The organism is Nonomuraea sp. NPDC023979, from assembly GCF_040639085.1.
Classification (GTDB): domain Bacteria; phylum Actinomycetota; class Actinomycetes; order Streptosporangiales; family Streptosporangiaceae; genus Nonomuraea; species Nonomuraea ceibae.
In genome coordinates, this window is the sequence record NZ_JBEZZG010000029.1 from 30,615 (window position 1) to 54,471 (window position 23,857).

The following is a 23,857-nucleotide window of genomic DNA, read 5'->3' on the forward strand; positions in this document are numbered from 1 at the left end:
GGGGCCCGGTAGCGGGCCCCGGCCCTCCCGAAAGGCGCGTCAATGGCGATCAGCGTCTTCGACCTCTTCAAGGTCGGCATCGGCCCGTCCAGCTCCCACACGGGCGGCCCGATGGCGGCCGCGCACAAGTTCGCGCGCGGCCTGAACGACGACGGCCTGCTGGAGCGCACCGCGCGCGTCGAGGCCATCCTGTACGGCTCGCTCGGCCTCACCGGCAAGGGCCACGGCAGCGACAAGGCCGTCCTGCTCGGCCTGTCGGGCGAGAAGCCCGAGCTGGTGGACGTCGACAGCATCGACGAGCGGCTGGCCGCCATGCGCGACTCCGGCACCGTCACGCTGTACGGGGTCCGCGAGATCCCCTTCGTCGTGGGCCAGGACCTCGTCTTCGAGCGGAAGATCTCGCTGCCCGAGCACCCGAACGGCATGCGCTTCACCGCGTTCGACGAGTCGGGCGCCAAGCTGCGGGAGAAGGTCTACTTCTCCGTCGGCGGCGGCTTCGTCGTGGACGAGAAGGCCACCGGGGCCGACCGCATCAAGCCCGACGACACCGTGCTGCCCTACCCGTTCACCACGGCGGAGGAGCTGCTCAAGCACTGCTCCAACACCGGCCTGTCGATCTCCGCGCTCATGCTGGAGAACGAGAAGGCGTTCGGCCGCTCCGAGGCCGAGATCCGCGCCGGCATCCTGCACCTGTGGCAGGTCATGTCCGACTGCGTCCAGCGGGGCATCTCGCAGGAGGGCGTGCTGCCCGGCGGCCTGAAGGTCAAGCGCCGGGCCAACCGCCTGCACCGGCGGCTGCAGACCGAGTCGGCCGAGCGCGACCCGCTCCAGGCGATGGACTGGGTCTCCCTGTTCGCGCTGGCCGTCAACGAGGAGAACGCGGCCGGCGGCCGCATCGTCACCGCCCCGACCAACGGCGCGGCCGGCATCATCCCCGCCGTGCTGACCTACTACTCCCGCTTCACCCCCAACGCCGACGACGAGGGCGTGGTCCGCTTCCTCCTCACGGCCGCCGCGATCGGCGTGCTGTTCAAGGAGAACGCCTCCATCTCCGGGGCCGAGGTCGGCTGCCAGGGCGAGGTGGGCTCGGCCTGCTCGATGGCCTCCGCCGGCCTCACCGAGGTGCTGGGCGGCACCCCGGAGCAGGTGGAGAACGCGGCCGAGATCGGCATCGAGCACAACCTGGGCCTGACCTGCGACCCCATCGGCGGGCTGGTGCAGATCCCGTGCATCGAGCGCAACGCGGTGGCCTCCATCAAGGCCATCACCGCCGCCCGCATCGCGCTGCGCGGCGACGGACGCCACCACGTGTCGCTGGACAAGGCCATCAAGACCATGCGCGACACCGGGCGGGACATGCTCGACAAGTACAAGGAGACCTCGCGCGGCGGCCTCGCGGTCAACGTCATCGAGTGCTGAGCGCGTGATGACCGGCGCGGTCGTTCAGCGCCGGACGTGGATGCGGACGACGGCGCCGAGGTCGTCGTCGCGCACCTCGCGGCGGATGCGGCTGACGATCTCGCGGTCCAGCTTGGCCACGACCGCGCCGACGTCCGTGGCGGCCGGGCAGGTCAGGCCGATGCGCAGCCTGGCCCCCTCGCCGACGACCCGCACCCCCGCCCTGGCCAGGCCGTCGACGTCCTTGAGCCCCACGCAGAGCATCGCCGTCCCGGTGCCCGACCGGGAGCCGTAGCGCCCCCAGCCCAGGCTCAGCAGCAGCCAGCGCAGCGTGACCAGGGCGAGCACCAGCAGCACCAGCGCCACCACCCACAGCGCCCACGGCTGCTCGGCCAGCGCCCGCGCGGTGCGCTCCGGCAGCACCTTGGCCTTCGGCGGCAGCCCCGCCAGCTTGTCGTGGCCGCGCAGCCAGGCGTAGCCGCCCGCCACGAGCAGCACCGCGCCGACGACGGCCAGGCCGATCCGGTTGCCCGCGTACTGCCGCATCACAGCCCCCTCCTGCGCAGCCGCACCACGACCTCGCCCGCGGCCAGCGTGCCCACGCCCGCCAGGCGGTCGCCCACCGCGTTGCCGACCTGCCTGAGCATCGTGCCCGAGCTCTCCCCCTCGGTCACGACGGTGACCTCGATGCGCCGCCTGCGCAGCCGTACCTGGGCCCGGCGCACGCCGTCCACCTCCTGGGCGACGGCCCGCAGCGTACGGCGCAGGCCCGAGCGGGTGATGCCGATGACGATCAGCGGGTCGGTGGTCTCCACCGGGACCAGCCGGGAGCGGCCGGGCAGCAGCGCGAGCAGCAGCAGCACCGCACCCGTGCCCGCCAGCGCCACCGCGACGGCGTCCAGCTCGCTCCAGGAAGAGGCGGACGCCAGCTCGGCGGCCTCGTTGACCGGCACCCAGCCGAGCGGCCGGCCCATCAGCGACGCCACCACCTCGGCGCAGGTCAGCCCGAGCGCGGCCGTCAGCACCAGGGCCACGGCCACCGCGGCGGGCGTGCGCGCGGGTCTGAGCACCCGGTTGGACCTGCGGAGCGGGGTGTCCTGCGCGGCGACGGCCGCACCGGGCAGGATCTGCTGGAGCGTGGTCATCACAACGACCAGAGGTACACGGGTCCCCGACCGGCTCGACCGCGCCCCCGCCGCCCGTTTGCAGGATCATTACGGGCCCGGCGATCAATGGGCGGATATGCCGTGGTTGCCCGCCGGGGGCGCGCACCCCTGCCGTGCCCGTTTTACCTGGATTACGCTGCCGGTATGGATGACCGCCAGCGCTACGACCGGGCCACGGCCGCTCTTGAGCCGCCGTTCGCGATCCTCGACCTGGAGGCGCTGCGCGCCAACGCCCGCAGCCTGGTGCGGCGGGCCGCCGGCAAGCCGATCCGCGTCGCCACCAAGTCGGTGCGCTCGCGGGCGGTGCTGGAGCGGGTGCTGGCCCTGGACGGGTTCCGCGGGCTGATGGCCTTCACGCTGCCCGAGGCGCTGTGGCTGGCGGAGCAGGGGTTCGGCGACATCCTGGTGGCCTATCCGACGGCCGACCGGCGGGCGCTGGCCGCGCTGGCGGGCTCGGCGGAGGCCGCGGCGGCGATCACGCTGACGGTGGACTCGACGGAGCATCTGGCGTTCATGGACCATGCGGTGGCGGGTGTCCACCCGCGCCACGAGATCCGGATATGTATGGACATCGACGCCGGATTTGTGGCCTTTGGTGGGAAATTTCGGGCGGGGGCGCTCCGCTCCCCCATCCGCGAGCCCGACCAGGCCGCCGACCTGGCCGCCGCCATCGCCAAACGCCCCGGCTACCGTCTGACCGGGCTGCTCGCGTACGAGGCCCAGATCGCCGGCGTCGGCGACGCCCCCCAGGCCCGCGCCGCGTACGCCCGGCTCGTCAAGGCCATGCAGACCCTGTCGGCCCGCGAGCTCGTCGTGCGCCGCGGCCGCATCGTCAACGCCGTGCGCCAGGTCGCCGACCTGGAGTTCGTCAACGGCGGCGGCACCGGCTCCATCGAGCGCACCGTACGCGAGAAGGCCGTCACCGAGGTCGCCGCCGGGTCCGGGCTCTTCCATCCCCGGCTGTTCGACTTCTACAGCCGCTTCAGCGGCCACCCGGCGGCCCTGTTCGCGCTCCCCGTCGTGCGGCGGCCCGCGCGCGACATCGTCACCGTGCTCGGCGGCGGCTATCTCGCCTCCGGCGCCCCCGGCCCCAGCCGCCTGCCGCAGCCCTACCTGCCCGCCGGCCTGCGCTACGCGCCCGACGAGGGCGCGGGCGAGGTGCAGACCCCGCTCATCGGCGCGCCCGCCGAGGACCTGCGCACCGGCGACCGCGTCTGGTTCCGGCACGCCAAGTCGGGCGAGCTGTGCGAGCGCTTCGACGCCCTCCACCTCGTCGAGGGCGACACGCTCACCGAGACCGTCCCCACCTACAGAGGCGAGGGCCGCACCTTCCTCTAGAGGCCCCTAGAGACGGGTCACCGGCGGCGACGCCGGAGCCCCTAGGGACGGGTCACCGGCGGCGACGCCGCCACAGGACCACCGCCGCGCCGATCACCAGCGCCGCGCCCACGCCGATCAGCACCGGCGCCAGGCTCGGCGCCTCGTCGTCCCACAGCCGGTCGGGGTCGTCACCGAACTCCACCGGCCGAGGCGACATCCCCAGCGCGTCGCTGACCGAAGCCGCGAGGCTCCCCGCCCGGGACTTCACATCCGCCACCGTGCGCTCGGCCACACGCTTCGGGCTCACCCGGTCGGCGATCGCGTCGACCGTCTGCGCCAGCTCCGCCCGCGTCCGCGCGATGCGCCGCTCCAGCTCATCGGGATCGGTGTCAGCCATGACTCTCCTCTCGGCCGCGCTCCTGCCCGTGCCCTCACATGTCCTGATCAGTCTGTCAGGTCCGCACGCCGTACGGCACGGCGGGCGGCCAGGTAGGTTTTCCTGGAGAAACTCCTGGAGGACCCATGACCGAGACCAGGCTCGCCCCCGGCGACGCCGCCCCCGAGTTCGCGCTGCCCGCCGCCGGCGGCGACGAGATCTCCCTCGACGCCTACAGAGGCAAGCGGGTGATCCTCTATTTCTACCCCGCCGCGATGACTCCCGGGTGCACCAAGCAGGCGTGCGACTTCCGCGACAGCCTCGCCCAGCTCACCGCCGACGGCTTCGTCGTCCTCGGCGTGTCGAAGGACAAGCCGGAGAAGCTCGCCAAGTTCGCCGAACGCGACGCGCTCACCTTCCCGCTCCTGTCCGACCCGGGGCTGGAAATCCACAAGGCGTACGGCGCGTACGGCACCAAGAAGCTCTACGGCAAGGAAGTCGTGGGCGTCATCCGCTCCACGTTCGTCATCGACGCCGACGGCAAGATCGAGCAGGCCCTCTACAACGTGAAGGCCACCGGGCACGTGGCGAGCCTGAAGAAGAAGCTCGGCCTCTCCTGACCACTCCCCGCGGGCTCCGATCCGGGAGCCCGCCCGGGGTGAATTGACACGCACCGCGCCTTGTCCGTGCCGGTAGGTGACGTGGCACCGGTGCGTGGCCGGAGCGCTAAACTACTCACGGCCCGCCTTTGGCGGGATTGCGCGGGCGTGGCGAAATCAGGCATACGCGGCAGGTTTAGGTCCTGTTGGTGGAGACACTGTGGGGGTTCGAGTCCCCCCGCCCGCACATCAATGACACCGTCCGGCAATTGGCCGATATGTGTTCGCCCGGAATTGCGATGCGCCGAAACCCGGCCGGTTATTCGGCGCGGCGGCACCCCGAAATACGGACGCGAAGAATTGGCGTCAGCCGACCAGATTCGCGGGTTGCTCACCCCGGGCGAATTGGGCGAGCTGGTCGGCCGCGACCTGCCACGAGCGTTCGTCCGCCTGCGGGACCGTGCCCGCGACGTGCGGGGTGATGATGACGCCCGGCGTGTGCCACAGCGGGTGGTCGCCGGGCAGCGGCTCGGGGTCGGTGACGTCGAGGACGGCGCGCAGCCGCCCGGAGCGGGTTTCGCCGAGCAGCGCGTCGGTGTCGACGACGGGGCCGCGGGCGGCGTTGACGAGGACGGCGCCGTCGCGCATGCGGCCGAGGAACCGCTTGTCGGCCAGGTGGTGGGTGGCCGGGGTGTGCGGGAGCATGAGCGCCACCACGTCGTGGGCGGGCAGCAGGCCCGGCAGGTCGTCCAGGGCACGCACGCCGTCACGGGCGCGGCGGGCCACCATCGTGACGCGGGCGCCGAACGGCTCCAGCCGGACGCGGAGCTGCGTGCCGAGGTCACCGGCGCCGAGCACGAGCACGCGCTTGCCCGCCAGCGACTCGGCCATGCGGGGACGCCAGCGGGCGGCGGCCTGGTCGGCGGCGAAGCCCGGCAGGTCCCTGTAGAGGGACAGGAGGGCGGCGACGGCCCATTCGGCGACCGCCGCGCCGTGGGCGCCCCGGGCGCTGGACAGGGCGACGTGGGCGGGCAGGCGGCCCTGCCACTGGTCGGTGCCGGCGCTGAGCGTCTGGACGAGGCGCAGCTCGGGCAGCTCGCCGATCAGGGCCAGCACGCGGTCGACCGGGCGCGAGGGCACCACCATCGCGCGGGCCTCGGCGGCTCCCGGCGGCAACGGGGCCCCGACGTCGTACAGGAGGGGCCGCAGGCCGGTGACGGCGGACAGGGCCGCGCGGCCGCGCTCTTCGGGCACCAGGACGACGAGGTCCTGCGGACGGTTGCGGTGCGCTGACATGCGGGTCCCCGGTCTCGGATCTTTCGGCCGGGGGAGACTCTAGCCCAGCGGCCCGCAAGCGGATCGGGTCGCGCGGAGCTTCCTCGTCTCCGCGCGACCCGGCTTCGCGATCATGATCGCCATCACGATCTCTCCCTTTACTCACCCCAGAGGGTGCTCCCGACGACTACTTTGCCTGCCGGGCCGTAAGACCCGCGTAAGACCGGAGCCGTGTAAGACCAGGGTCGTAGGCGTACTTCACTCTCAAGGCTGAGCCGCCCCACTCCCGGGTTTACGTATCGTGATGGTTGTGTTCGGCAGGGTACGGGCGTGGTCGAGGCGCCATGTGAAGCTGATGGACGCCCTGCGGGTGGCTCCTCTCGCGCTGCTGTGCCTGCTGCCCGTCGTGCCCTACCTGACCTACGCGCCCGACGGGTCGCTGCCGCCGCTCAACGCGCCCGTCTACGCGGTGCTGACGCTGGCGCTGCTGCTGCCGTTGCTGTGGCGGCGGCGTCCGCTGGCGGTGTTCGCCGTGGTGTCGCTGGTCAGCTTCGCGCAGTGGGCGGCCCAGATCGAGGTGCTGCCGGCCAACATGGCGGTGCTGGTGGCGCTGTGGTCGGTGGTCTACCAGTGCGCGTTCCGGTGGGCGCTGGCGGCGCTGATGGTGGCCGAGCTGGGCGTGTTCCTGGCGCTGGTGCAGTGGGACACGCCGACGCTGGGCATGTTCACCACCAGCACGATCTTCGTGATGGCGCTCTGGCTGACCGGCCTGTACGCGAGCACGCGCCGCCGCTACCTGGAGGGCCTGGAGGAGCGCGCCGAACGCGCCGAGCGCGAGCGCGACCAGCAGGCCCGGATGGCGGCCGCCGCCGAGCGGGCCAGGATCGCCAGGGAGCTGCACGACGTGGTGGCGCACAACGTGAGCGTCATGGTCGTGCAGGCCGACGGCGCGGGCTACGCCATCGACAGCGACCCCGAGCAGGCGCGGCAGGCCGTACGGACGATCTCCAGGACCGGCCGGGAGGCGCTGGCCGAGATGCGCCGGCTCGTCGGCGTGCTGCGGCAGGACGACGGCGGCACCGACTACACGCCGCAGCCCGGCCTGGCGCAGCTCGACGAGCTGGTCCGGGCGGCGGGCGTGCCCGCGCGGCTGCGGGTCACGGGCCGGCGCACCGAGCTGACCGAGGGCAAGCAGCTGGCGGTCTACCGGATCGTCCAGGAGGCCCTGACCAACGCGCTCAAGCACGGCGGGCCGGGCGTCCGCGCGCAGGTCGAGCTGCGCTACAGCGGCCCCGAGCTGGTCGTGCGGGTGACCGACGACGGGCGCGGCGCGGCCGCCCCGGCCACCGAGACGGGCGGCCACGGGCTGGTGGGTATGCGGGAGCGGGTCACGATGTACGGCGGCGCGGTCACGGCCGGGCCGCGCGCGGGTGGCGGGTTCGAAGTGCTGGCGCGGCTGCCTACGGCCGAGTCGAAAGCGGCTTAGGGGGAGCGTCGGATGATACGGGTCATGCTGGTCGACGACCAGCAGTTGCTGCGGGCCGGGTTCCGCATGGTGCTGGGCGCGCAGCCCGGCATCGAGGTGGTGGCCGAGGCGGGCGACGGCCAGCAGGCGATCGAGGTGCTGCGCACGGTCGAGGTGGACGTCGTCCTGATGGACGTGCGGATGCCGCGCATGGACGGCGTCGAGGCGATCAAGCACATCACCGGCCCGAAGGTGCTGGTGCTGACCACGTTCGACCTCGACGAGTACGCGTTCGCGGCGATCAGGGCGGGCGCGTCGGGGTTCCTGCTGAAGGACGTGCCGACGGCGGAGCTGGTGACGGCGATCCGGTCGGTGCACGCGGGCGAGGCCGTGATGGCGCCGACGACGCTGAAGCGGATGCTCGACCGGTTCGCCACGTTCCTGCCGGCGGAGGAGCCCGCGGCGGCGACGGAGCTGACGCCGCGCGAGCGCGAGGTGCTGCTCATGGTGGCGCGCGGCCGCTCCAACCTGGAGATCGCCGCCGAGCTGGAGGTGGCGGAGGCGACGGTCAAGACGCACCTGGGCCGGGTGCTGGCCAAGCTGGGGCTGCGCGACCGGGCGCAGGTGGTCGTCTACGCCTACGAGGCCGGGCTCGTGGTGCCCTCGCATCGGCCGAACGGCTGACCCGGGTCATCCAGGGTCCTACACGAAGTCCGTCCTCAAGGCCCAGGTCCGGCGGGTTTCGCGCCCCTAGCGTGAGTCGCGTTGTTTTCGCACGACGAGGAGTGAACGTGACTCTCACCGAGACCCCGCGCCAGGCGCCGCCGGCAGTGGTGGCAAAGGGGCTGTCCAAGGTGTACGGCCAGGGCGACGCCCGGGTGCACGCCCTGCGCGAGGTGGACGTGGCCTTCGCCACCGGCGCCTTCACCGCGATCATGGGCCCGTCCGGATCCGGCAAGTCCACGCTGATGCACTGCCTGGCCGGTCTCGACAGCGCGACCGCGGGCACCGTGCACATCGGTGACGTGGAGCTGACCGGGCTCGGCGACAAGCAGCTCACGCTGCTGCGCCGGGAGCGGATCGGCTTCATCTTCCAGGCGTTCAACCTGCTGCCGACGCTGACCGCCGAGGAGAACATCCGGCTGCCGCTGGAGATCGCCGACCGGCAGGCCGACCAGGTGCTGTTCGACCGGGTCATCGAGACCGTCGGGCTGAAGGACCGGCTGCGCCACCGGCCCAACGAGCTGTCCGGCGGCCAGCAGCAGCGCGTGGCCGTGGCCAGGGCGCTCATCAGCAAGCCGCAGGTGATCTTCGCCGACGAGCCGACCGGCAACCTCGACTCGCGCAGCGGCGCCGAGGTGCTGTCGTTCCTGCGCACGTCGGTGCGCGAGCTGGGCCAGACGATCGTCATGGTCACGCACGACCCGATGGCCGCCTCGTACGCCGACCGGGTGGTGTTCCTGCGGGACGGCTCGCTGGTCACCGAGATCACCTCGCCGACGCCGCAGTCGGTGCTCGACACGCTGATGAAGCTGGAGGCGTGAGGTGCTGAAGACCGCCAGGGCGGGGCTGCGCGCGCACAAGGTGCGGCTGCTGCTCACCTCGCTCGCGATCATGCTGGGGGTCGCGTTCATCACCGGCACCTTCGTGCTGAACGACACGGTCCAGGCCGGGTTCGAGGAGCGCGTCACGGCCGACGCCGGCAAGGTCGCGGTGGCCGTGCTGCCCGGCAAGCCGGACAAGGGCATCGCGCCGGAGACGCTGGAACGGGTGCGCGCCGTCCCCGGCGTCCAGGAGGCGCACGGGCTGGTCCGCGGCAGCGCGCCGCTGCTCGGCAAGGACGGCAAGGCCGTCGGCAGCCTGCCCACGACGGCGATCTCCGTCGTGCCGGGCGTGCTGGCCCGCACCTCCATCGTGAGCGGCACCGGGCCCGGCAGCGACGACCAGGCGGCCGTGCTCGACGAGAACACCGCCAAGGCCGAGGGCTTCCAGGTCGGCGACACGATCACGGTGCTCGACGCCAAGCAGCGCGAGCACACGTTCAGGCTCGTCGGGCTGTTCGACCCGGGCGTGGACCAGGAGCTGGCCTTCACCGGGGCGCTCGGGTTCACCACGGCGACGGCGCAGCGGATGACCGGCGAGCGGGAGTTCGCCGAGATCGACGTCGCGGGGGCCGACCCCGTCGCGCTGAAGCGGGCCGTCGCCTCGGCCGCCGGCGCCGGGCTCGTCGTCAAGACCGGCGACGAGCTGGCCTCCGACCTGGCCAAGTCCGCCGGGCTGCAGATCGAGATGCTCACCCTCGGGCTGCTGATGTTCGGGTTCGTGGCGATGCTGGTGGCGACGCTGGTCATCTACAACACCTTCAACATCCTCGTCGCGCAGCGGACCCGGGAGATGGCGCTGCTGCGGTGCATCGGGGCGACGCGCGGCCAGGTGTTCGGCTCGGTGCTCGTCGAGTCGGCGGTGGTCGGGCTGATCGCGTCGGTGCTCGGGCTGGCCGCCGGCTACGGCCTGAGCGCGATCACGCTGGCCGTGCTGCGCGCGGTGGACGCGCCGCTGCCCACCGAGGCGGCGATGCGGCTGACCCCGGCCACGATCGGCATCGGCCTGGCCGTCGGCCTGGTGGTCACGGTCGGCGCCGCGGTGCTGCCCGCCCGTACCGCCACCCGGGTCGCGCCGATCGCGGCGCTGCGCACGCAGACCGAGGAGCAGACGTTCCGGGCTGGGATGCTGCGCGTGGCGTTCGCCGCGCTGTTCCTGCTGGGCGGCGTCGGGCTGGCCGCGGTCGGCGCGCTGGTGATGACGCCCGGCGAGCAGATCTCGCTGCTCGTCGTCATGGGCGGCGGCGTGCTGACCTTCCTGGGCGTGCTCATCATCGGGCCGCTGCTGGTCAGGCCGCTGAGCGCGCTGGTCGGCTGGCTCCCGGCCCGGCTGTTCGGGGTGCCCGGCAAGCTGGCCGTGGACAACTCCGGGCGCAACCCCAAGCGGGCGGCCACCACGACCGTGGCGCTGACCATCGGCGTGACGCTGATGACGCTCATCTCGGTGATCACCGCGTCGACCCGGGCCACCGTGACGGTCAAGCTCGACGACCAGTTCCCCGTCGACTACCAGCTCACCTCCCAGTCGCGCGAGTCCAGCATCCCGCGCTCCATCGCCGACGAGCTGCGGGCCGCGCCCGAGCTGTCGGGCGTGGTGCAGATCCGCGACACGATGAGCACGTCAGGCGACGTCAAGGTCCAGGTGGGCGCCTTCCAGGGGCCGCTCAAGCCTGAGGTGACGTCCGGCTCGATCGGCGCGATCGGGCCCGGCACGGCCGCCATCGCCGACTACGCCGCCACCGACCTGGGCGTCAAGGTCGGCGACACCGTCCCCGTCAAGGCCAAGCGGTCCGGCACGGTCAACCTGCGGGTGGTCGCCGTCTTCCCGGGAAGCGACTCGCCGCTGCCCACGATCACGATGTCCGCGCCGCAGTTCGACGAGGTGTTCGGGGCGGTGCCCGACAGCACCGTCGTGCTCAACATCGCCGACGGCGTGACCGCGGAACGGGCCCGCGCCGTGGTCGACGCCGCGGCGGCCGGCCACCCGACCGTCCAGGTGATGAGCTCGACCGAGATCCGCGGCGAGTTCGACCAGACGCTCGACATGGTGCTCATGATCATCACGGGGCTGCTCGGGCTGGCGATCCTCATCTCGCTGCTCGGCATCGCCAACACGCTCTCCCTGTCGGTCCACGAGCGGACCAGGGAATCGGCGCTGCTGCGGGCGCTCGGGCTCACCAGGCCGCAGTTGCGGCGGATGCTCTCCGTGGAGGCGCTGGTGCTCGGGCTGATCGGGGCGCTGGTGGGCGTGGTGCTGGGCATGTCGTTCGGCTGGGCCGCGGTGCGGGCGATGCTGTCGGGGGCCGTCTTCTCGGCGTCGCCGTGGCAGATCGCGCTGTTCGTGGTCGTGTCAGGGCTGGCCGGGGTGCTGGCGGCGGTCGTGCCGGCTCGGCGCGCCGCCCGGGCGTCGATCGTCGGGTCGCTCGCCACCTGACGCCGGGGAATTGGATAAATGCGGATAGAGATGGATAAAAGCCGCTAAATCCGGATAGGGCACTTGTAGGTCGGGCGTCCATGGGGGCGGCGCCCGGCCTCACCCGTCCCGCGCCGCCCTGGGCCCTGGGCCGTCAGCCGAGCCCCTGGGCCGTCACCGGGGCCGATGCCCCGGCCACAGCTCCGCCACCGACTCCGGATCGAGCAGCGGCCGGGCCACCACCTCGCCCGTGGCCCGGTCGATCACCACACAGCCCCCGCCCACCGCGTCGGGCAGCCGCGCCGGATCGTCAGGCTCCAGATCCCGCACCCACGCCACGTACCCCTCGGCGAACGCGTGAATGCCCACCGACAGCGCCTCCCCCGCCGGGCGCACCCCGTTGAAGTACTCCTCCGCCAGCGCCCTGGCCTGGTCCATGTTCACCGCGGCTGCCCCTGCCTGTCGAGAATCACGCAGAACACCCCCGTCACCGTCAGGTACGGCGGCTCCACCGCCATGTGCCCCCGCTGCGCGTCGATCCAGATCACCTCACCGTGGGAGTTCACCGCGTTCCACGCGTGCGTCCCGCCGCCCGGCCAGCGCACCACGATCACCGCCGACGCGCCGTGCCCCGCCTCCAGCAGCCGCCGCGCCACCATCGGGTACGCGTGCCGCCCCTGCCCCGCATGCTGGAACCGCTGGCCGACCCAGCGCTCCATCCGCGCCGTGCTCCCCGCCTCACCGGTCAGCAACGGCCGCCCCACCCGGTCGTACTCGGGCATCCTCGGCGCCGACGCCGCCGGCTCCCCATGCCACGTGGACAGCACGGCCAGCGCGCAGTCGGCGGCATTCGACACGCGGAACGGATCATCCGCCGGGCCGCCGCCGTTGATCAGCCGCACCCACGTGCCGCGCGGATCCGGGAACCGCGTCCCCATCGTCACCGCCGCCGCCAGATCCCGCTCCACCTGCGGATCCGGCGGCACCAGCCCACCCGGCACCCCGTACGGCCTGCTGTCCACGAGCTTCGGCGGCCGATGCGGCCAGTCGAACCAGTCGTACTCCGCCGTCCCCCGCCGCCCCTCCCCCGCGAGAACCGCAGCCCCCCTGCCCTCACCGGCGCTTCGCCCCGGCCCAGAGTGACGAGCACCCGCCTGCGTAACGGACTGCGCCGCCTCGCCCGGCCATACAGCGGCGCGCGCCTGCGCCTCACCCGGCCGCGCACCGGTACCCGCCGCCGCCTCCCCGGACCGACGGGCCGGGTCCTCAAACCCCGGTCCTGGCCGTACAGCAGATCGCGCGGACGTATCGCCCAGCCACGTGGCAGGAGGAGCCGCCGCCGCTCCCCCAGCCCGGTGCGCCGCCCCCTCGGACCGCTCGCCCGGTCGCGCGGGCGGATCGCCCGGGCGGACGGCGGGTGGCTCTCCTGGCCACGTGGAGGAGGGGGGACTGTCCGGCCACCTGGCAGCGGACGCTTCGCCGGGCCAGGTCGTCGGGCGGGACTCCGGCGGCTCCTCGCGTCGAGCGGCCGGCCTCGTGGGCGGCTCGTTGGGGTGCGTGGCCGGTTCGGACGGCAGGTGGCCCGGCCAGGCGGGCAGTTGGCCGAGCTCCTGTGGGGAGCGGGGTCGCTTCGACGACGGCGCGGGGCCGTTCGGCGCGGCCCTCCCGGCCTGCGGAGAGGCGGCGCCGTTCGACGAGGCGCCGGTGCCGTTCGAGGACGGGACAGTGCCGTTCGGTGGGGCGGTGGTCCCGTGTGGCGGGGTGGTGCCGTGTGGCGGGGTGGTGCCGTGTGGCGGGGTGGTGCCGTGTGGTGAGGCGGTGGTGCCATTCGGTGGGGCGGGCGTGCCTGGCCATGCCGAGCAGCCCGGCATCGCGCCCGTCGCAGCGCCGTTCGCCGCACCGGGCATCCCTCCGCCTGCCGCCGCGCCGTTCGGTGTGCCGTTCGAGCGCCCGTGCGGTGAGCCCGGCATGACGGTGCCGAGCGACGGGCCGGGCCAGGTGTGCTGGGCGTGGTGGGCCCCGGACGGCGGGGCGTTCTGGGTTTCGGACGGCGGGCTCTGGCCGGCGCTCGGCGGCCGGCTCTGCGGGAAGGAGCCGTTCGGGTGGGAGGCCGGGGCCGACGACCCTGGGGTGCGCGACTCCCCGGTCAGCCACCGGCCGTCGTACGGGGTGCCGCCGGGCGCGGGGCCCGTGCCGTTGGGTGCGGGTGGCTTGCCACCGGGCGCGCGTTCCCCGCCCTCCGGTGAGGGTGAGCCTTTCCGCAGGTCGAAGGGCGCGCTCGGGCGCGGCTGGGCCGGGTCCGGCCGGGTGCCGCCCCCGGCTCCCGTGGAGGTGGCGTCGGACCAGATGGTGTCGGCCCACGCGACCTCCTGCCGAGGGGCCTCGGTACGGGCCGCGTCACCCGGAGCGACGTCACCCCGAGCGCGGGCACCTCCAGAACGGTCACCTCCAGCGCGGCCGTCTCCGAGGTGGCCACCCCGGACGTCGCCGCCTTGGGTGCGGCTGTCCCGGGCTTCGCCGCCGTATGGGCGCCACGCGTCCCAGGGATCGCCACCCTGGGCATCGTCGCCTCGGGCGCGGTCACGCCGTGCTTCACCGCCCCATGTGCGGCCACCCCAGGCGGTGGCACCTCGCGCGCGCTCACCCGAAGCGTCGTCGCCCGGGGCGGCGCCGCCCCGGGCACGGTCCCGCTGAGCGTCGTCGCTCGGGACAGCGCTGCCTCGGGTGCGGTCGGGGTGGGCGTTGGCGTGGGTTGGGGGTGGTTGGGTGGGATTGGGGGATGGGGAGTTGGGCTCTGGCTGGGTGGAGTCGGGCGGGCCTGGGTCGGCGGCGCGCTCGTATTCGAGCCATCGGACACCGTCAGCGACCACGGGGTTGTACTGCCCCTCGGGAAGGACCCACCGGACGCCGGACTTGCGGTCGCGGAACACGTCCTGCCTCCTGTCATGCTCGACGACCGATCGTAGGGCTGGTCGCCGCGGATGAGGGGCCAAAGTCAGGAAGATTGTCGGCCATGACTACCCATCTGACCTGCGCAAACGCGGACGTATCGGGACGGGTCGTCAGGCGGTGTGGACGGTGACGGTGTGCAGGCCGGTGGCGCCGTCGGGGGTGATGGGGCGGCGTTCGGCGGTCTGGGTGCGCCCGGCGGCGTCGGTGGCGCGTACCTCGATGGTGTGGTCGCCCGGGGTGGCGTCCCAGTCGAGGACCCACTGCCGCCAGGTGTCGGGGCCGGGGACGGCGGCGAGCCGGGCCTGCTGCCAGACGCCGCCGTCGACGCGGACCTCGACGGCGTCGACGCCGGTGTGCTGGGCCCAGGCGACGCCCGCGATCGTGGTGCGGCCGGCGGGCAGCGTTGCGCCCGGCTTGGGAAGGTCGATGCGCGATTGGGTCTTGATGGGCCCCTTGGCCGCCCAGCCACGCGGCGTCCAGTACGCCTCGTCCGTGTCGAACCGGGTCACCTTGAGGTCGACCACCCATTTGGTCGCGGACACGTATCCGTACAGGCCGGGCACCACCTGACGTACAGGGAAGCCGTGGTCGACGGGCAGCGGTTCGCCGTTCATGGCGACGGCGAACAGGGCGTCGCGGCCGTCCATGACGACGTCGAGCGGGGTGCCGCAGGTGAACCCGTCGGCGGAGGTGGACAGCAGCATGTCGGCATCGGAGCGGAGGCCGGCTTCGCGCAGCAGGTCGGCCATGCGGGCGCCGAGCCAGCGGGCGTTGCCCGCGTAGGGGCCGCCGACCTCGTTGGAGACGCAGGTGAGGGTGATGTCGGCCTCGGTCAGCGGCCTTCTCAGCAGGTCCTCGTACGTGATCTCGATGGGCCGGTCGACGAGCCCGTGGACGCGCAGGGTCCAGGTGGCGGGGTCCACCTGGGGGACGATCAGCGCGGTGTCCACCCTGTAGAAGTCGGCATTTTTCGTGATGAAGGGGGTGAGTCCGTTGAGCTTGAAGTCGGTCCCCGGCGGCAGCGGCGGCGCGGGGGTCGCCGGAGCGGGCAGGGCGAGGGCGACCCGGGCGGCGTCCACGGCCCGGCGGCTGCCGAGCCCGTGCCCGAGCAGCGTCCCTGCGCCCGCGGCGACCACGCCCCCGGCGGCGCCGGTCAGCAGCCGCCGCCGGTCGAACGCGTACGGCCCCCCTCCGCCCGCCCGCATCACGGCGGGCAGCTCAGGCGCGACAGAGGACACTGCGGAGGACACTGCAGAGGGCGTGGCGCGGCCGATCAGCCAGGACAGCGTCCACATGCCCGCCACGACGCCCACCACGGTCGGCAGCGTGTCGACCGCGCCCGCCCCGGGCCGGGTGAGGACCGCAGCCAGCCCCACGGCGCCGAACGCCACCAGCCCGGCCAGCCCCCGCCCGACGCCGTCCCGGGCGAGCACGCCGAGCCCGGCCGCGACCAGGGCGAGCACGACGAGCACCCCGCCGAGCAGGACGACCCTGTCGTACACGCCGAACGCGGCGACGGCGAACTCCTTGAGCGCCGCCGGCGACAGGTCCACGACGGCGTCGCCCACCGCGACCACCGGGGAGGCGTCGCCGCCGACGACCCCCGCCACGAGCTGGGCGGCGCCGAGCGCCACGCCCCCTGCCACGATGCCCGCCAGCGCGCCCGCCCAGGCCGGGATGACCGAATTCCTCTGCACATGAACGACGCTACGCCGCCCGGCGGCCGAGGGTTCTTACGCGGTGGTTACGCCGAGAGCAGTTCGCGGACGATCGGCGCGAGGGCGCGGAAGGCGCGGCCCCGGTGGCTGATGGCGTCCTTCTCCTCGGGTGACAGCTCGGCGGTGGTGCGCGTGTCGCCGTCGGGCACGAGGATCGGGTCGTAGCCGAACCCGTTGGTGCCCCGGGGCGTGGTGACGAGGCGGCCGGGCAGCGTGCCCTCGGCGACCCGCCACTCCCCCGACGGCAGCGCGAGCGCGGCCACGCAGGCGAAGTGCGCGGTCAGCTTGTCGGCGGGCACGTCGGACACCTGGGCGAGCAGCAGCCGCAGGTTGGCCTCGTCGTCGCCGTGGCGGCCGGCCCAGCGGGCGGACAGCACGCCGGGCATGCCGTTGAGCACGTCGACGCAGAGGCCGGAGTCGTCGGCGACGGCGGGCAGCCCGGCGGCCTGGGCCACGGCGTGCGCCTTGAGCAGGGCGTTCTCCTCGAACGTGACGCCGGTCTCGGCGACGTCGCCGATCGAGGGGAACTCCTCCAGCCCGACGATGTCGAAGCCGGCCAGGATGCGGCGCAGCTCGGCGATCTTCCCCGGGTTGCGCGTGGCGAGAACGATCTTCATGAGCTCAGCGCCTCCTGCTGGATCAGGGTCAGCTCCTCGCAGCCGGCCACGGCCAGGTCGAGGAGCTGGTCGAGCACGGCCCGGTCGAACGGCGCGCCCTCGGCGGTGCCCTGCACCTCGACGAAGCTGCCCTCGCCGGTCATGACGACGTTCATGTCGGTCTCGGCGGCGACGTCCTCGACGTAGCAGAGGTCGAGCATCGGCACCGAGCCGACCACGCCGACGGAGACGGCGGAGACGGAGCCGATCAGCGGGTCGCCGGGGCACATCTTGCGCTCGCGCATCCACGCGACGGCGTCGGCGAGCGCCACGTACGCGCCGGTGATGGCGGCGGTGCGGGTGCCGCCGTCGGCCTGGAGCACGTCGCAGTCGAGCACGATGGAGTTCTCGCCGAGCGCCTTGTAGTCGACGCAGGCGCGCAGCGAGCGGCCGATGAGCCGGGAGATCTCGTGGGTGCGCCCGCCGATCTTGCCGCGGACCGACTCGCGGTCGTTGCGGGTGTTGGTGGCGCGCGGCAGCATCGCGTACTCGGCGGTCACCCAGCCCTGCCCGCTGCCTCGCCGCCACCGGGGCACGCTGTCCTGGACGGAGGCGGCGCAGAGGACCCGCGTGCCGCCGAACTCCACCAGCACCGAACCCTCGGCGTGAGAAAGCCACCGTCTTGTGATGTTGATGGAACGGAGCTGGTCAGAATTGCGGCCATCCTGTCGAGACATGCAGATCACCCTATCTCCGCGCCACCACGCTCTTGACCGACGGTGTCCGACACAGGGATCCTGACGCAATGACAACGGGGGTGTTGCGTAGCCCTGACTTTCTCCGCTTCTTGAGCTCGCACGTCGCCAACGAAATGGGCGCCAACATCTCGCGTGTGGCGCTCCCTCTGGTCGCCGTGCTGACGTTGCACGCCTCCCCTCTCTCCTTGGGAGTCCTGTCGGCGTTACAGAGCGCGGCCTTCCTGCTGATCGGCCTGCCCGCGGGGGTGTGGGTCGACCGGATGCGGAAGCGCCGCGTGATGATGGCCGCCGACCTGGCCAGGTGCCTGCTGCTGGCGAGCATCCCGGCGGCGAGCGCGCTGGGCCTGCTGTCGATGGCGATGCTGTGCGTGGTGGCGCTGCTGGTGAGCGTGGCCGGGGTGTTCAACGACGTATCCGACCTGAGCTACCTGCCGGAGCTGGTGACGAAGGACCGGCTGGCCGACGGCAACGCCAAACTCGAAGTGGTCCGCTCCGGCGGCGCGCTGGCCGGTCCCGGCCTCGGCGGCGTGCTCGTGCAGCTGCTCGGCGCGCCGCTCACGCTGCTCGCCACGGCGGCGGCCTCGCTCTCCTCGGTGCTCTTCCTGGGCACGATCAGGACTCCCGACCACCCTCCGGCGAGCACCGCCGACCGGGGCATGCTGTCCGGCATCCGGGAGGGGTTCGCGTTCGCCTGGCGTGACCGGCTGCTGCGCACGTTCATGACGACCACCGCGCTGACGAATCTGTGCCTGAGCGCGGTGCTCGGCCTGTCGGTGCTGTTCCTGGCGGACGTGGTGCTGCTGCCGCCCGGCCTGGTCGGCGCGCTGCTCATGTCGGGCGCCGTGGGCGGGCTGATCGGCGGGCTGATCGGCGGGCCGCTGTTCAGGAGGTACGGGACGGCCCGGGTGTCGTGGCTGGCCCTGGCCGTCACCTCGCCGTTCGGCCTGCTGCTGCCGATGACGGAGGCCGACTGGCGGGCCTCGTTCTTCGCGATCACCTCGGTCGCGCTGTCGCTGGGCGCGATCCTCTACAACGTGGGCGAGCTGACCTACCGCCAGACCGTCGCGCCGGAGCATCTGCTGGGCCGGGTCAACGCGACGGTCAGGTTCGTCGTGTGGGGCACGATGCCGCTCGGCGCGCTGCTGGGCGGCATCGTGGCGCAGCAGATCGGCGTGCGCGAGGCGTTGTGGGTGTTCATGGCGGGCAGGCTGGTGTCGTTCCTGCCGCTGGTGTTCTCTCCGCTGGTGCGGATGCGCGACTTCTCCGAGCCTCAGCTCAGGTCGTAGCAGGCTCCGCTGCGGGCCAGCTCGACGGGCCCGCCGAAGCCGCCGCGGGCGGCGTCGTCGAGCACGGTGGCCTCGTCGTTCCAGGGCACCAGGTGGGTGAGCACGAGCCGGCCGGCTCCGGCCCTGGCGGCGTGCTCGGCGGCCTGGCGACCGGACATGTGCAGGCCCTCGGGCAGGTCGGGGGCGTCGAGCAGGGACGCCTCGCAGAGCATCAGGTCGGCGTCGGCGGCCAGCTTGACGACCTCGTCGCACTCGCCGGTGTCGCCGGAGTAGGCGACGCTGCCGCCGCCGCTCTCCACGCGGAACCCGTACGCCTCGACGGGGTGGGCGACGCGGGCGGCGGTCACCCGGAACGGGCCGACCTCGAAGCTGCCGGGCGCGAGCGGCGAGAAGTCGTAGCTGGACTCCAGGCCGGGCTCCTCGGGCATGCCGTAGGCGGCGGCCAGCCGGCGCGGCGCGTCGGCCGGCGCGTGGACGGGCACCCGGGGGTAGGGCGCGGCCGGGCCGTAGGTGCGCACGACGTGGTACGGGCACAGGTCGAGGCAGTGGTCGGCGTGCAGGTGCGTCAGGCAGATCGCGTCGACGTCGTACAGGCCGATGTGGCGCTGCAGCGCGCCCAGCGCCCCGCTGCCGAAGTCGAGCAGCAGCCTGAAGCCCTCGTCCTCGATGAGATAGCAGGACGCGGGGCTGTCAGGGCCGGGAAAGCTTCCCGAGCAGCCGACTATGGTCACCTTCATGTGGGCCTCCCTCGTAGGTGGTACCCCCCACTGGTGCGACTTCGACCGCGTCGATCTCCGGGCCCAGGAAGCGGCGCCCGAGCCGGGCGAAGAGCAGCGAGTCACCGGTCGCGCGGAAGCGGTGCCGGGGGGTGGCCTCGCTCCCGGCCGCCAGGCCGCGGTCGTGCAGGATGCGGTAGACGTCCTTGGCCGTCTCGTCGGCGCTGGACACGAGCGTGACGCCGTCGCCGGCGACGTAGGAGATCGCGCCGGTGAGGAGCGGGTAGTGGGTGCAGCCGAGGATGAGCGTGTCGCACCCGGCGGCCTGGATCGGCTCCAGGTAGCCGCGGACCACGTCGATGAGCTCCTGGCTCATGGTCTCGCCGCGCTCGACGTACTCGACCAGGCGCGGGGCGGCCACGCCGGTGAGCAGCACGTCGGGCGCCGCGGTGAAGGCGTCGTGGTAGGCCATCGAGTCGATGGTGGCGCGGGTGGCGATGACCCCGACCCTGCCGGTGCGGGTGGCGCGGACGGCGCGGCGGGTGGCGGGCTGGATCACCTCGACGACGGGCACGTCGTAGCGTTCGCGGGCGTCGCGCAGGACCGCGGCGCTGGCGCTGTTGCAGGCGATGACGAGCATCTTGACGTCGTGCTCGACGAGGTGGTCCATCACCTCCAGGGCGTACGCGCGCACCTCGGCGAGCGGCTTGGGCCCGTAGGGCTGGCGGGCCGTGTCGGCCACGTAGGTGATGGACTCGTGAGGCAGCTGGTCGATGATCGCCCGGGCGACCGTCAGGCCGCCGACCCCGCTGTCGAAGATCCCAATACTCGCGTCCGGCACGCTTCGAGGGTAGGCGACCTGCGGCGTCTTCACCGCGTAAGAATGCTCACACCGGGTGTGTCATCCTCGGCCGACGCGGGCGAGCTGGCGTGACTGGGCGACCAGGCGGCCGGCCGAGTCCCACACCTCGACCTCCTCGTCGAACCAGCCGTCGGAGATGAGGCGGCCGCCGCCGATCAGCGTGAGCAGGCCGGGGGCGGGCAGCGCGCGCAGGTGCCAGGTGAGGTCCACGGTGGGGGCCCAGCCGCGCAGCCCGGCGCTGAACACCACGGGCGGCAGCGCGTCGACGGCCAGCGCGAGCACGAACGGGTCGGGGTCCTGCGGCTCGGCCATGCGGAAGTAGGCGCGCGACTCGGGCCTGCCGGTGGGGCCGCCGTTCAGCCAGGCGATGGTGGGCGGGTCGAAGCTCAGCTCCACCTGGGCGTTGAGCGTCATGTTGGACTCGGGCTTGGGATTGGGCAGCTTGACGCACTCCTCAAGCGGAGGCATGACGTGTCCGGGTTTGTCACTGTAGAGCGGGTCGGCGCCGGTGAGCGTGGCCGTGGTGACCAGGCTCTCGATCTGCGGCACGCCGTCCTGGACGAGCGTGGCCCGGGTGAACGCGGCGGTCCGGCCGGCCTTGAGCCGCTCGACGCGGACCTGCGCGGGCCCCGGCGCCGGGGACCGGTGGAACTGCGAGGTGGTGCTCACCGGGTGCTCGAACGGCGAGTCGTCCACCACGGCGCGCAGCACCACGGCCATGAGGTAGCCGCCGTTGAGCGGCCCGCCGATGGAGTAACCCGGGTCGAGGCAGACGTCGTAGGTGGTCTCGTCGATGCGGATCGCCTGCGTGGCCTCGTCGAACTTGGTCATCAGCCCCTGCCCTCAAAATGGAACTATATTCTAGTAGGCCATACTCTACGGCATCCGTCCATCAGCGCGCCTACCTGCGAAAACGCGACCAGGCTGCGAAAGTTCGATCATGGCTAATGTCACCGAACTCATCGGTCAGTCCGTCTGGGACGCCAACGGGGTGTGGGTCGGTCACGTCGTGGACATCCGCGTGGTGCGCAACCGGGGAGAGTTGCAGCAGGCGAGCACGGTCTACGGGCTCATGGTCTCGGCCCGCCGGGGCCCGGTGCTGCTCCGGCTCACGCGCGACCGGCACGGCCGCGCCTCCTGGCTCTCGCGCGCGGTGGGCCGCGTGGTCTACGCCGGCTGCACGTTCGTGCCCTGGTCCCAGGTCGAGGAGTACGGCGACGGCGAGGTCCACATCAACGCGCTGCGCCGCCAACTGAACAGGGCATAACGGCCTACTTCAGCACATTGCAAGCGGCTGTATAGCAACATCAGCTAACTTCTACGTGGTCATAAGTCCACACTGTGAGTTGAGTGATGTCTGCGAATAATCCCCCACCTGGCCAGGATCCTGACCGGACCACGGCGTACCGCTGGAACGAGCAGCAGCCTGAGCCTCCTCAGGCACACGGCCAGCCATACCCGCCACAGCAGCCGTACCAGCAGCCGCAGCAGCCGCAGTACGGCCAGCCGCAGGACCCGTACGCCCAGCAGGGCTACGGCCAGCAGGGGACTCACGGTCAGCAGCCCGGCTACGGGCAGCAGCAGCCCTACGGCCAGCAGCCCCAGTCCCAGGGCTACGGCCAGCAACAGCAGGGCTATGGCCAGCAGCCGTCCTACGGCCAGCCGCAGGACCCGTACGCCCAGCAGGGCTACGGCGGCCAGCAGCCCGGTTACGGCCAGCAGGGCTACGAGCAGCAGGGTTACGGCCAGTACGGCCAGCAGCCCGGCCAGGGCGGTGGCGGCGGCTGGTCCGGCCAGGGCCCCGAGATGCTCGGCCAGACCCCCGCCGACCCGCCCGCCAAGGGCCGCAAGAACCTGTTCATCGCCATCGCGGCCGCGCTGGCCGTGATCCTGCTCGGCGGCGGCGCCGTGTGGGCCGTGGGCGCGATCGGCGGCGGCGGGACGCAGCCGCACGACGTGCTGCCCGCCGCCTCGATCGCCTACGTCCGCCTCGACCTGGACCCGGCGGCGAACCAGAAGCTTGCGCTGTTCGAGATCGGCAGGAAGTTCACCGTCACCAAGGACACCTTCCAGGGCGAGGACCCACGCCAGGCGCTGTTCGACGCGCTGAAGAAGGACAGCCCCGAGGGCCTGAAGGACGTCGACTGGGCCAAGGACGTCGACCCGTGGCTCGGCAGCCGCGTCGGCGTCGGCATCCTGCCCTCCGGCGGCGAGGACCCCGACTTCGCCGTGGCCGTCCAGGTCAAGGACGAGGAGGCGGCCAGGGCGGGCATCGCCAAGATGATGGGCAAGTCCGAGTACGGCATCGCCTTCCGCGAGGACTACGCGCTCCTGACGGCCAACCAGCAGCTCGCCGACAAGTACGGCGCCGAAGCAGGCAGCCTGGCCGACAACGCCGACTTCAGCGACGACCTGAACGCGATCGGCGAGCAGGGCGTGCTGTCCTTCTGGGGGCACCTGGGCAAGCTGGCCGAGCTGTCGAAGGACACGCTGACGCCCGACCAGAAGCTGCTGATGGAGCAGATCAAGACCGCCAGGTTCGCGGGCGCGCTGCGCTTCGACGGCTCCTACGTCGAGCTGGCGGGCGCGGTGCGCGGCGGCCAGAACCTCACCAACGGCGAGGACCTGACCGGCACCTCCCTGGCCGCGCTGCCCGACAGCACCGTGGGCGCGTTCTCGATGTCCGGCCTCGACAGCCTCATCACGAACAAGTGGGGCGAGATCGAGAAGTCGGCGGCCAAGACGTCCAGCGGCGCCCAGTTCCAGCAGTTCGTCCAGCAGGCCAAGTCCCAGTTCGGGCTCGACCTGCCCGGCGACCTGGCGACCGTGCTGGGCCAGAACCTCACCATCGCGCTCGACGGCGAGGGCCTGGAGTCGCAGCAGTACAAGGCCGGTGTCCGGGTCGCCACCGACGCCGCCAAGGCGCAGGCCATCCTGGACAAGGTCCAGGGGGCGCTCACCGCGCAGGGTCAGCAGGTGAAGATCGCCAAGGTCGCCGGTGACGGCGTCCTCACGGTGGCCACCGACGACGCCTACGCCAAGAAGCTCGCCGAGGACGGCGCGCTCGGCGACAGCGAGACCTTCCAGACCGCGATCCCGGAGGCGGACCAGGCCACGTTCGGCCTGTTCGTCGACCTGGACAAGGTCGAGAAGCTCTACCTGAACAACCTTCAGGGCGAGGAGAAGGCCAACCTGCAGGTGCTGCGCGCGGTGGGGCTCAGCGGCAAGCAGACCGACACCGACGTGTCGTTCTCGCTGCGGGTCCTGTTCAACTGACATCACACGACAAAGAGGGAGGGGCGGTGCCGCCCGGGGGACACAGCACCCGATCGTTTCGGTAGAGCACACGTCGGAAC

General features: G+C 72.6%; 22 protein-coding genes and 1 tRNA gene. 11 read left to right on the forward strand and 12 right to left on the reverse strand.

The window, feature by feature from the left end; all coding sequences use genetic code 11:
• Positions 1–42: 42 nt before the first annotated feature.
• The gene (locus AB0G11_RS36380) at positions 43–1,419 is read left to right on the forward strand and encodes an L-serine ammonia-lyase (protein WP_219510402.1); all 1,377 of its coding nucleotides are present in this window, start codon (positions 43–45) and stop codon (positions 1,417–1,419) included.
• A gap of 24 nt (positions 1,420–1,443) precedes the next feature.
• On the opposite strand, the gene AB0G11_RS36385 is transcribed toward AB0G11_RS36380, so the two are convergent.
• On the reverse strand, positions 1,444–1,947 hold the full coding sequence (locus AB0G11_RS36385; protein WP_219510401.1) for a hypothetical protein: 504 nt from the start codon (positions 1,945–1,947) through the stop codon (positions 1,444–1,446).
• A complete protein-coding gene (locus AB0G11_RS36390; protein ID WP_219510400.1) occupies positions 1,944–2,543 on the reverse strand; it encodes a DUF6286 domain-containing protein in 600 nt (199 codons plus the stop codon). Before AB0G11_RS36390 ends, AB0G11_RS36385 begins: the two co-directional genes overlap by 4 nt.
• A 165-nt stretch (positions 2,544–2,708) precedes the next feature.
• Here AB0G11_RS36390 and AB0G11_RS36395 point away from each other — a divergent pair, with 165 nt between their 5' ends.
• On the forward strand, positions 2,709–3,902 hold the full coding sequence (locus AB0G11_RS36395) for an amino acid deaminase/aldolase (RefSeq protein WP_357591263.1): 1,194 nt from the start codon (positions 2,709–2,711) through the stop codon (positions 3,900–3,902).
• 52 nt (positions 3,903–3,954) lie between these two features.
• Here AB0G11_RS36395 and AB0G11_RS36400 read toward each other — a convergent pair whose 3' ends face one another.
• A complete protein-coding gene (locus AB0G11_RS36400) occupies positions 3,955–4,281 on the reverse strand; it encodes a DUF3618 domain-containing protein (RefSeq protein ID WP_219510398.1) in 327 nt (108 codons plus the stop codon).
• 125 nt (positions 4,282–4,406) lie between these two features.
• Here AB0G11_RS36400 and bcp point away from each other — a divergent pair, with 125 nt between their 5' ends.
• Both bcp and AB0G11_RS36410 read left to right on the forward strand, forming a co-directional pair.
• Positions 4,407–4,880, forward strand: coding sequence for a thioredoxin-dependent thiol peroxidase (gene bcp, locus AB0G11_RS36405; RefSeq protein WP_219510397.1), 474 nt, complete (start codon positions 4,407–4,409; stop codon positions 4,878–4,880).
• 141 nt (positions 4,881–5,021) lie between these two features.
• Positions 5,022–5,106, forward strand: a tRNA-Leu gene (locus AB0G11_RS36410).
• A gap of 119 nt (positions 5,107–5,225) precedes the next feature.
• Here AB0G11_RS36410 and AB0G11_RS36415 read toward each other — a convergent pair.
• Positions 5,226–6,155, reverse strand: a complete 930-nt coding sequence (locus AB0G11_RS36415; RefSeq protein WP_357591264.1) for a 2-hydroxyacid dehydrogenase — start codon at positions 6,153–6,155, stop codon at positions 5,226–5,228.
• 334 nt (positions 6,156–6,489) lie between these two features.
• Between AB0G11_RS36415 and AB0G11_RS36420 the strand changes: the two genes are divergently transcribed.
• The 4 genes from AB0G11_RS36420 to AB0G11_RS36435 all read left to right on the forward strand — a co-directional run bounded on the left by AB0G11_RS36420 (position 6,490) and on the right by AB0G11_RS36435 (position 11,634).
• Positions 6,490–7,620 carry a histidine kinase gene (locus AB0G11_RS36420; protein WP_219510426.1) on the forward strand — a complete coding sequence of 377 codons (1,131 nt, stop codon included), beginning with the start codon at positions 6,490–6,492 and terminating at the stop codon, positions 7,618–7,620.
• A gap of 12 nt (positions 7,621–7,632) precedes the next feature.
• A complete protein-coding gene (locus tag AB0G11_RS36425) occupies positions 7,633–8,283 on the forward strand; it encodes a response regulator transcription factor (protein WP_219510395.1) in 651 nt (216 codons plus the stop codon).
• A 107-nt stretch (positions 8,284–8,390) separates the two neighbouring features.
• A complete protein-coding gene (locus AB0G11_RS36430; protein ID WP_308126017.1) occupies positions 8,391–9,143 on the forward strand; it encodes an ABC transporter ATP-binding protein in 753 nt (250 codons plus the stop codon).
• 1 nt (position 9,144) lies between these two features.
• The gene (locus AB0G11_RS36435) at positions 9,145–11,634 is read left to right on the forward strand and encodes an FtsX-like permease family protein (protein WP_357591265.1); all 2,490 of its coding nucleotides are present in this window, start codon (positions 9,145–9,147) and stop codon (positions 11,632–11,634) included.
• 153 nt (positions 11,635–11,787) lie between these two features.
• Here the strand turns inward: AB0G11_RS36435 and AB0G11_RS36440 are convergent, their stop codons facing one another.
• The 5 genes from AB0G11_RS36440 to rph all read right to left on the reverse strand — a co-directional run bounded on the left by AB0G11_RS36440 (position 11,788) and on the right by rph (position 17,616).
• Positions 11,788–12,051, reverse strand: a complete 264-nt coding sequence (locus AB0G11_RS36440) for a hypothetical protein (protein WP_357591305.1) — start codon at positions 12,049–12,051, stop codon at positions 11,788–11,790.
• Positions 12,052–12,053: 2 nt separating this feature from the next.
• A complete protein-coding gene (locus AB0G11_RS36445; RefSeq protein ID WP_219510390.1) occupies positions 12,054–12,635 on the reverse strand; it encodes a toxin glutamine deamidase domain-containing protein in 582 nt (193 codons plus the stop codon).
• Between the two features lie 2,040 nt (positions 12,636–14,675).
• Positions 14,676–16,262, reverse strand: coding sequence for a molybdopterin-dependent oxidoreductase (locus AB0G11_RS36450; RefSeq protein WP_357591266.1), 1,587 nt, complete (start codon positions 16,260–16,262; stop codon positions 14,676–14,678).
• Between the two features lie 47 nt (positions 16,263–16,309).
• Positions 16,310–16,900 carry an RdgB/HAM1 family non-canonical purine NTP pyrophosphatase gene (gene rdgB / locus AB0G11_RS36455; protein ID WP_219510388.1) on the reverse strand — a complete coding sequence of 197 codons (591 nt, stop codon included), beginning with the start codon at positions 16,898–16,900 and terminating at the stop codon, positions 16,310–16,312.
• Positions 16,897–17,616: a ribonuclease PH gene (rph, locus tag AB0G11_RS36460; protein ID WP_219510387.1), complete on the reverse strand. Its 720-nt coding sequence runs from the start codon at positions 17,614–17,616 to the stop codon at positions 16,897–16,899. The genes rdgB and rph overlap by 4 nt, the downstream gene beginning before the upstream one ends.
• A gap of 68 nt (positions 17,617–17,684) precedes the next feature.
• Between rph and AB0G11_RS36465 the strand changes: the two genes are divergently transcribed.
• Complete coding sequence (locus tag AB0G11_RS36465; RefSeq protein WP_281427275.1) at positions 17,685–18,923, forward strand: MFS transporter; 1,239 nt, start codon at positions 17,685–17,687, stop codon at positions 18,921–18,923.
• On the opposite strand, the gene AB0G11_RS36470 is transcribed toward AB0G11_RS36465, so the two are convergent.
• The 3 genes from AB0G11_RS36470 to AB0G11_RS36480 are packed head-to-tail and all read right to left on the reverse strand — an operon-like array spanning position 18,908 to position 21,332.
• Positions 18,908–19,660, reverse strand: a complete 753-nt coding sequence (locus AB0G11_RS36470; RefSeq protein WP_219510385.1) for an MBL fold metallo-hydrolase — start codon at positions 19,658–19,660, stop codon at positions 18,908–18,910. The genes AB0G11_RS36465 and AB0G11_RS36470 overlap by 16 nt on opposite strands.
• Entirely contained in the window at positions 19,614–20,480 is an 867-nt protein-coding gene (murI, locus tag AB0G11_RS36475; protein WP_219510422.1) for a glutamate racemase, read from the reverse strand. The genes AB0G11_RS36470 and murI overlap by 47 nt, the downstream gene beginning before the upstream one ends.
• A gap of 60 nt (positions 20,481–20,540) precedes the next feature.
• Positions 20,541–21,332 carry a thioesterase family protein gene (locus AB0G11_RS36480; protein WP_357591267.1) on the reverse strand — a complete coding sequence of 264 codons (792 nt, stop codon included), beginning with the start codon at positions 21,330–21,332 and terminating at the stop codon, positions 20,541–20,543.
• A 109-nt stretch (positions 21,333–21,441) separates the two neighbouring features.
• Between AB0G11_RS36480 and AB0G11_RS36485 the strand changes: the two genes are divergently transcribed.
• Positions 21,442–21,768 (forward strand): hypothetical protein, encoded by a 327-nt coding sequence (locus AB0G11_RS36485; protein WP_219510383.1) that lies wholly within the window; start codon positions 21,442–21,444, stop codon positions 21,766–21,768.
• Between the two features lie 86 nt (positions 21,769–21,854).
• Complete coding sequence (locus AB0G11_RS36490; RefSeq protein ID WP_357591268.1) at positions 21,855–23,777, forward strand: DUF3352 domain-containing protein; 1,923 nt, start codon at positions 21,855–21,857, stop codon at positions 23,775–23,777.
• The last annotated feature ends 80 nt before the right edge of the window (positions 23,778–23,857 follow it).

What these genes read in the sequence shown, in the direction of transcription:
- AB0G11_RS36380 (WP_219510402.1), top strand. Translation starts at nt 43, where the DNA reads ATGGCGATCAGCGTCTTCGACCTCTTCAAGGTCGGCATCGGCCCGTCC.
- AB0G11_RS36390 (WP_219510400.1), bottom strand. Translation starts at nt 2,543, where the DNA reads ATGACCACGCTCCAGCAGATCCTGCCCGGTGCGGCCGTCGCCGCGCAG.
- AB0G11_RS36395 (WP_357591263.1), top strand. Translation starts at nt 2,709, where the DNA reads ATGGATGACCGCCAGCGCTACGACCGGGCCACGGCCGCTCTTGAGCCG.
- AB0G11_RS36400 (WP_219510398.1), bottom strand. Translation starts at nt 4,281, where the DNA reads ATGGCTGACACCGATCCCGATGAGCTGGAGCGGCGCATCGCGCGGACG.
- bcp (WP_219510397.1), top strand. Translation starts at nt 4,407, where the DNA reads ATGACCGAGACCAGGCTCGCCCCCGGCGACGCCGCCCCCGAGTTCGCG.
- AB0G11_RS36415 (WP_357591264.1), bottom strand. Translation starts at nt 6,155, where the DNA reads ATGTCAGCGCACCGCAACCGTCCGCAGGACCTCGTCGTCCTGGTGCCC.
- AB0G11_RS36420 (WP_219510426.1), top strand. Translation starts at nt 6,490, where the DNA reads ATGGACGCCCTGCGGGTGGCTCCTCTCGCGCTGCTGTGCCTGCTGCCC.
- AB0G11_RS36425 (WP_219510395.1), top strand. Translation starts at nt 7,633, where the DNA reads ATGATACGGGTCATGCTGGTCGACGACCAGCAGTTGCTGCGGGCCGGG.
- AB0G11_RS36440 (WP_357591305.1), bottom strand. Translation starts at nt 12,051, where the DNA reads ATGGACCAGGCCAGGGCGCTGGCGGAGGAGTACTTCAACGGGGTGCGC.
- rdgB (WP_219510388.1), bottom strand. Translation starts at nt 16,900, where the DNA reads ATGAAGATCGTTCTCGCCACGCGCAACCCGGGGAAGATCGCCGAGCTG.
- rph (WP_219510387.1), bottom strand. Translation starts at nt 17,616, where the DNA reads ATGTCTCGACAGGATGGCCGCAATTCTGACCAGCTCCGTTCCATCAAC.
- AB0G11_RS36465 (WP_281427275.1), top strand. Translation starts at nt 17,685, where the DNA reads ATGACAACGGGGGTGTTGCGTAGCCCTGACTTTCTCCGCTTCTTGAGC.
- AB0G11_RS36470 (WP_219510385.1), bottom strand. Translation starts at nt 19,660, where the DNA reads ATGAAGGTGACCATAGTCGGCTGCTCGGGAAGCTTTCCCGGCCCTGAC.
- AB0G11_RS36480 (WP_357591267.1), bottom strand. Translation starts at nt 21,332, where the DNA reads ATGACCAAGTTCGACGAGGCCACGCAGGCGATCCGCATCGACGAGACC.
- AB0G11_RS36485 (WP_219510383.1), top strand. Translation starts at nt 21,442, where the DNA reads ATGGCTAATGTCACCGAACTCATCGGTCAGTCCGTCTGGGACGCCAAC.
- AB0G11_RS36490 (WP_357591268.1), top strand. Translation starts at nt 21,855, where the DNA reads ATGTCTGCGAATAATCCCCCACCTGGCCAGGATCCTGACCGGACCACG.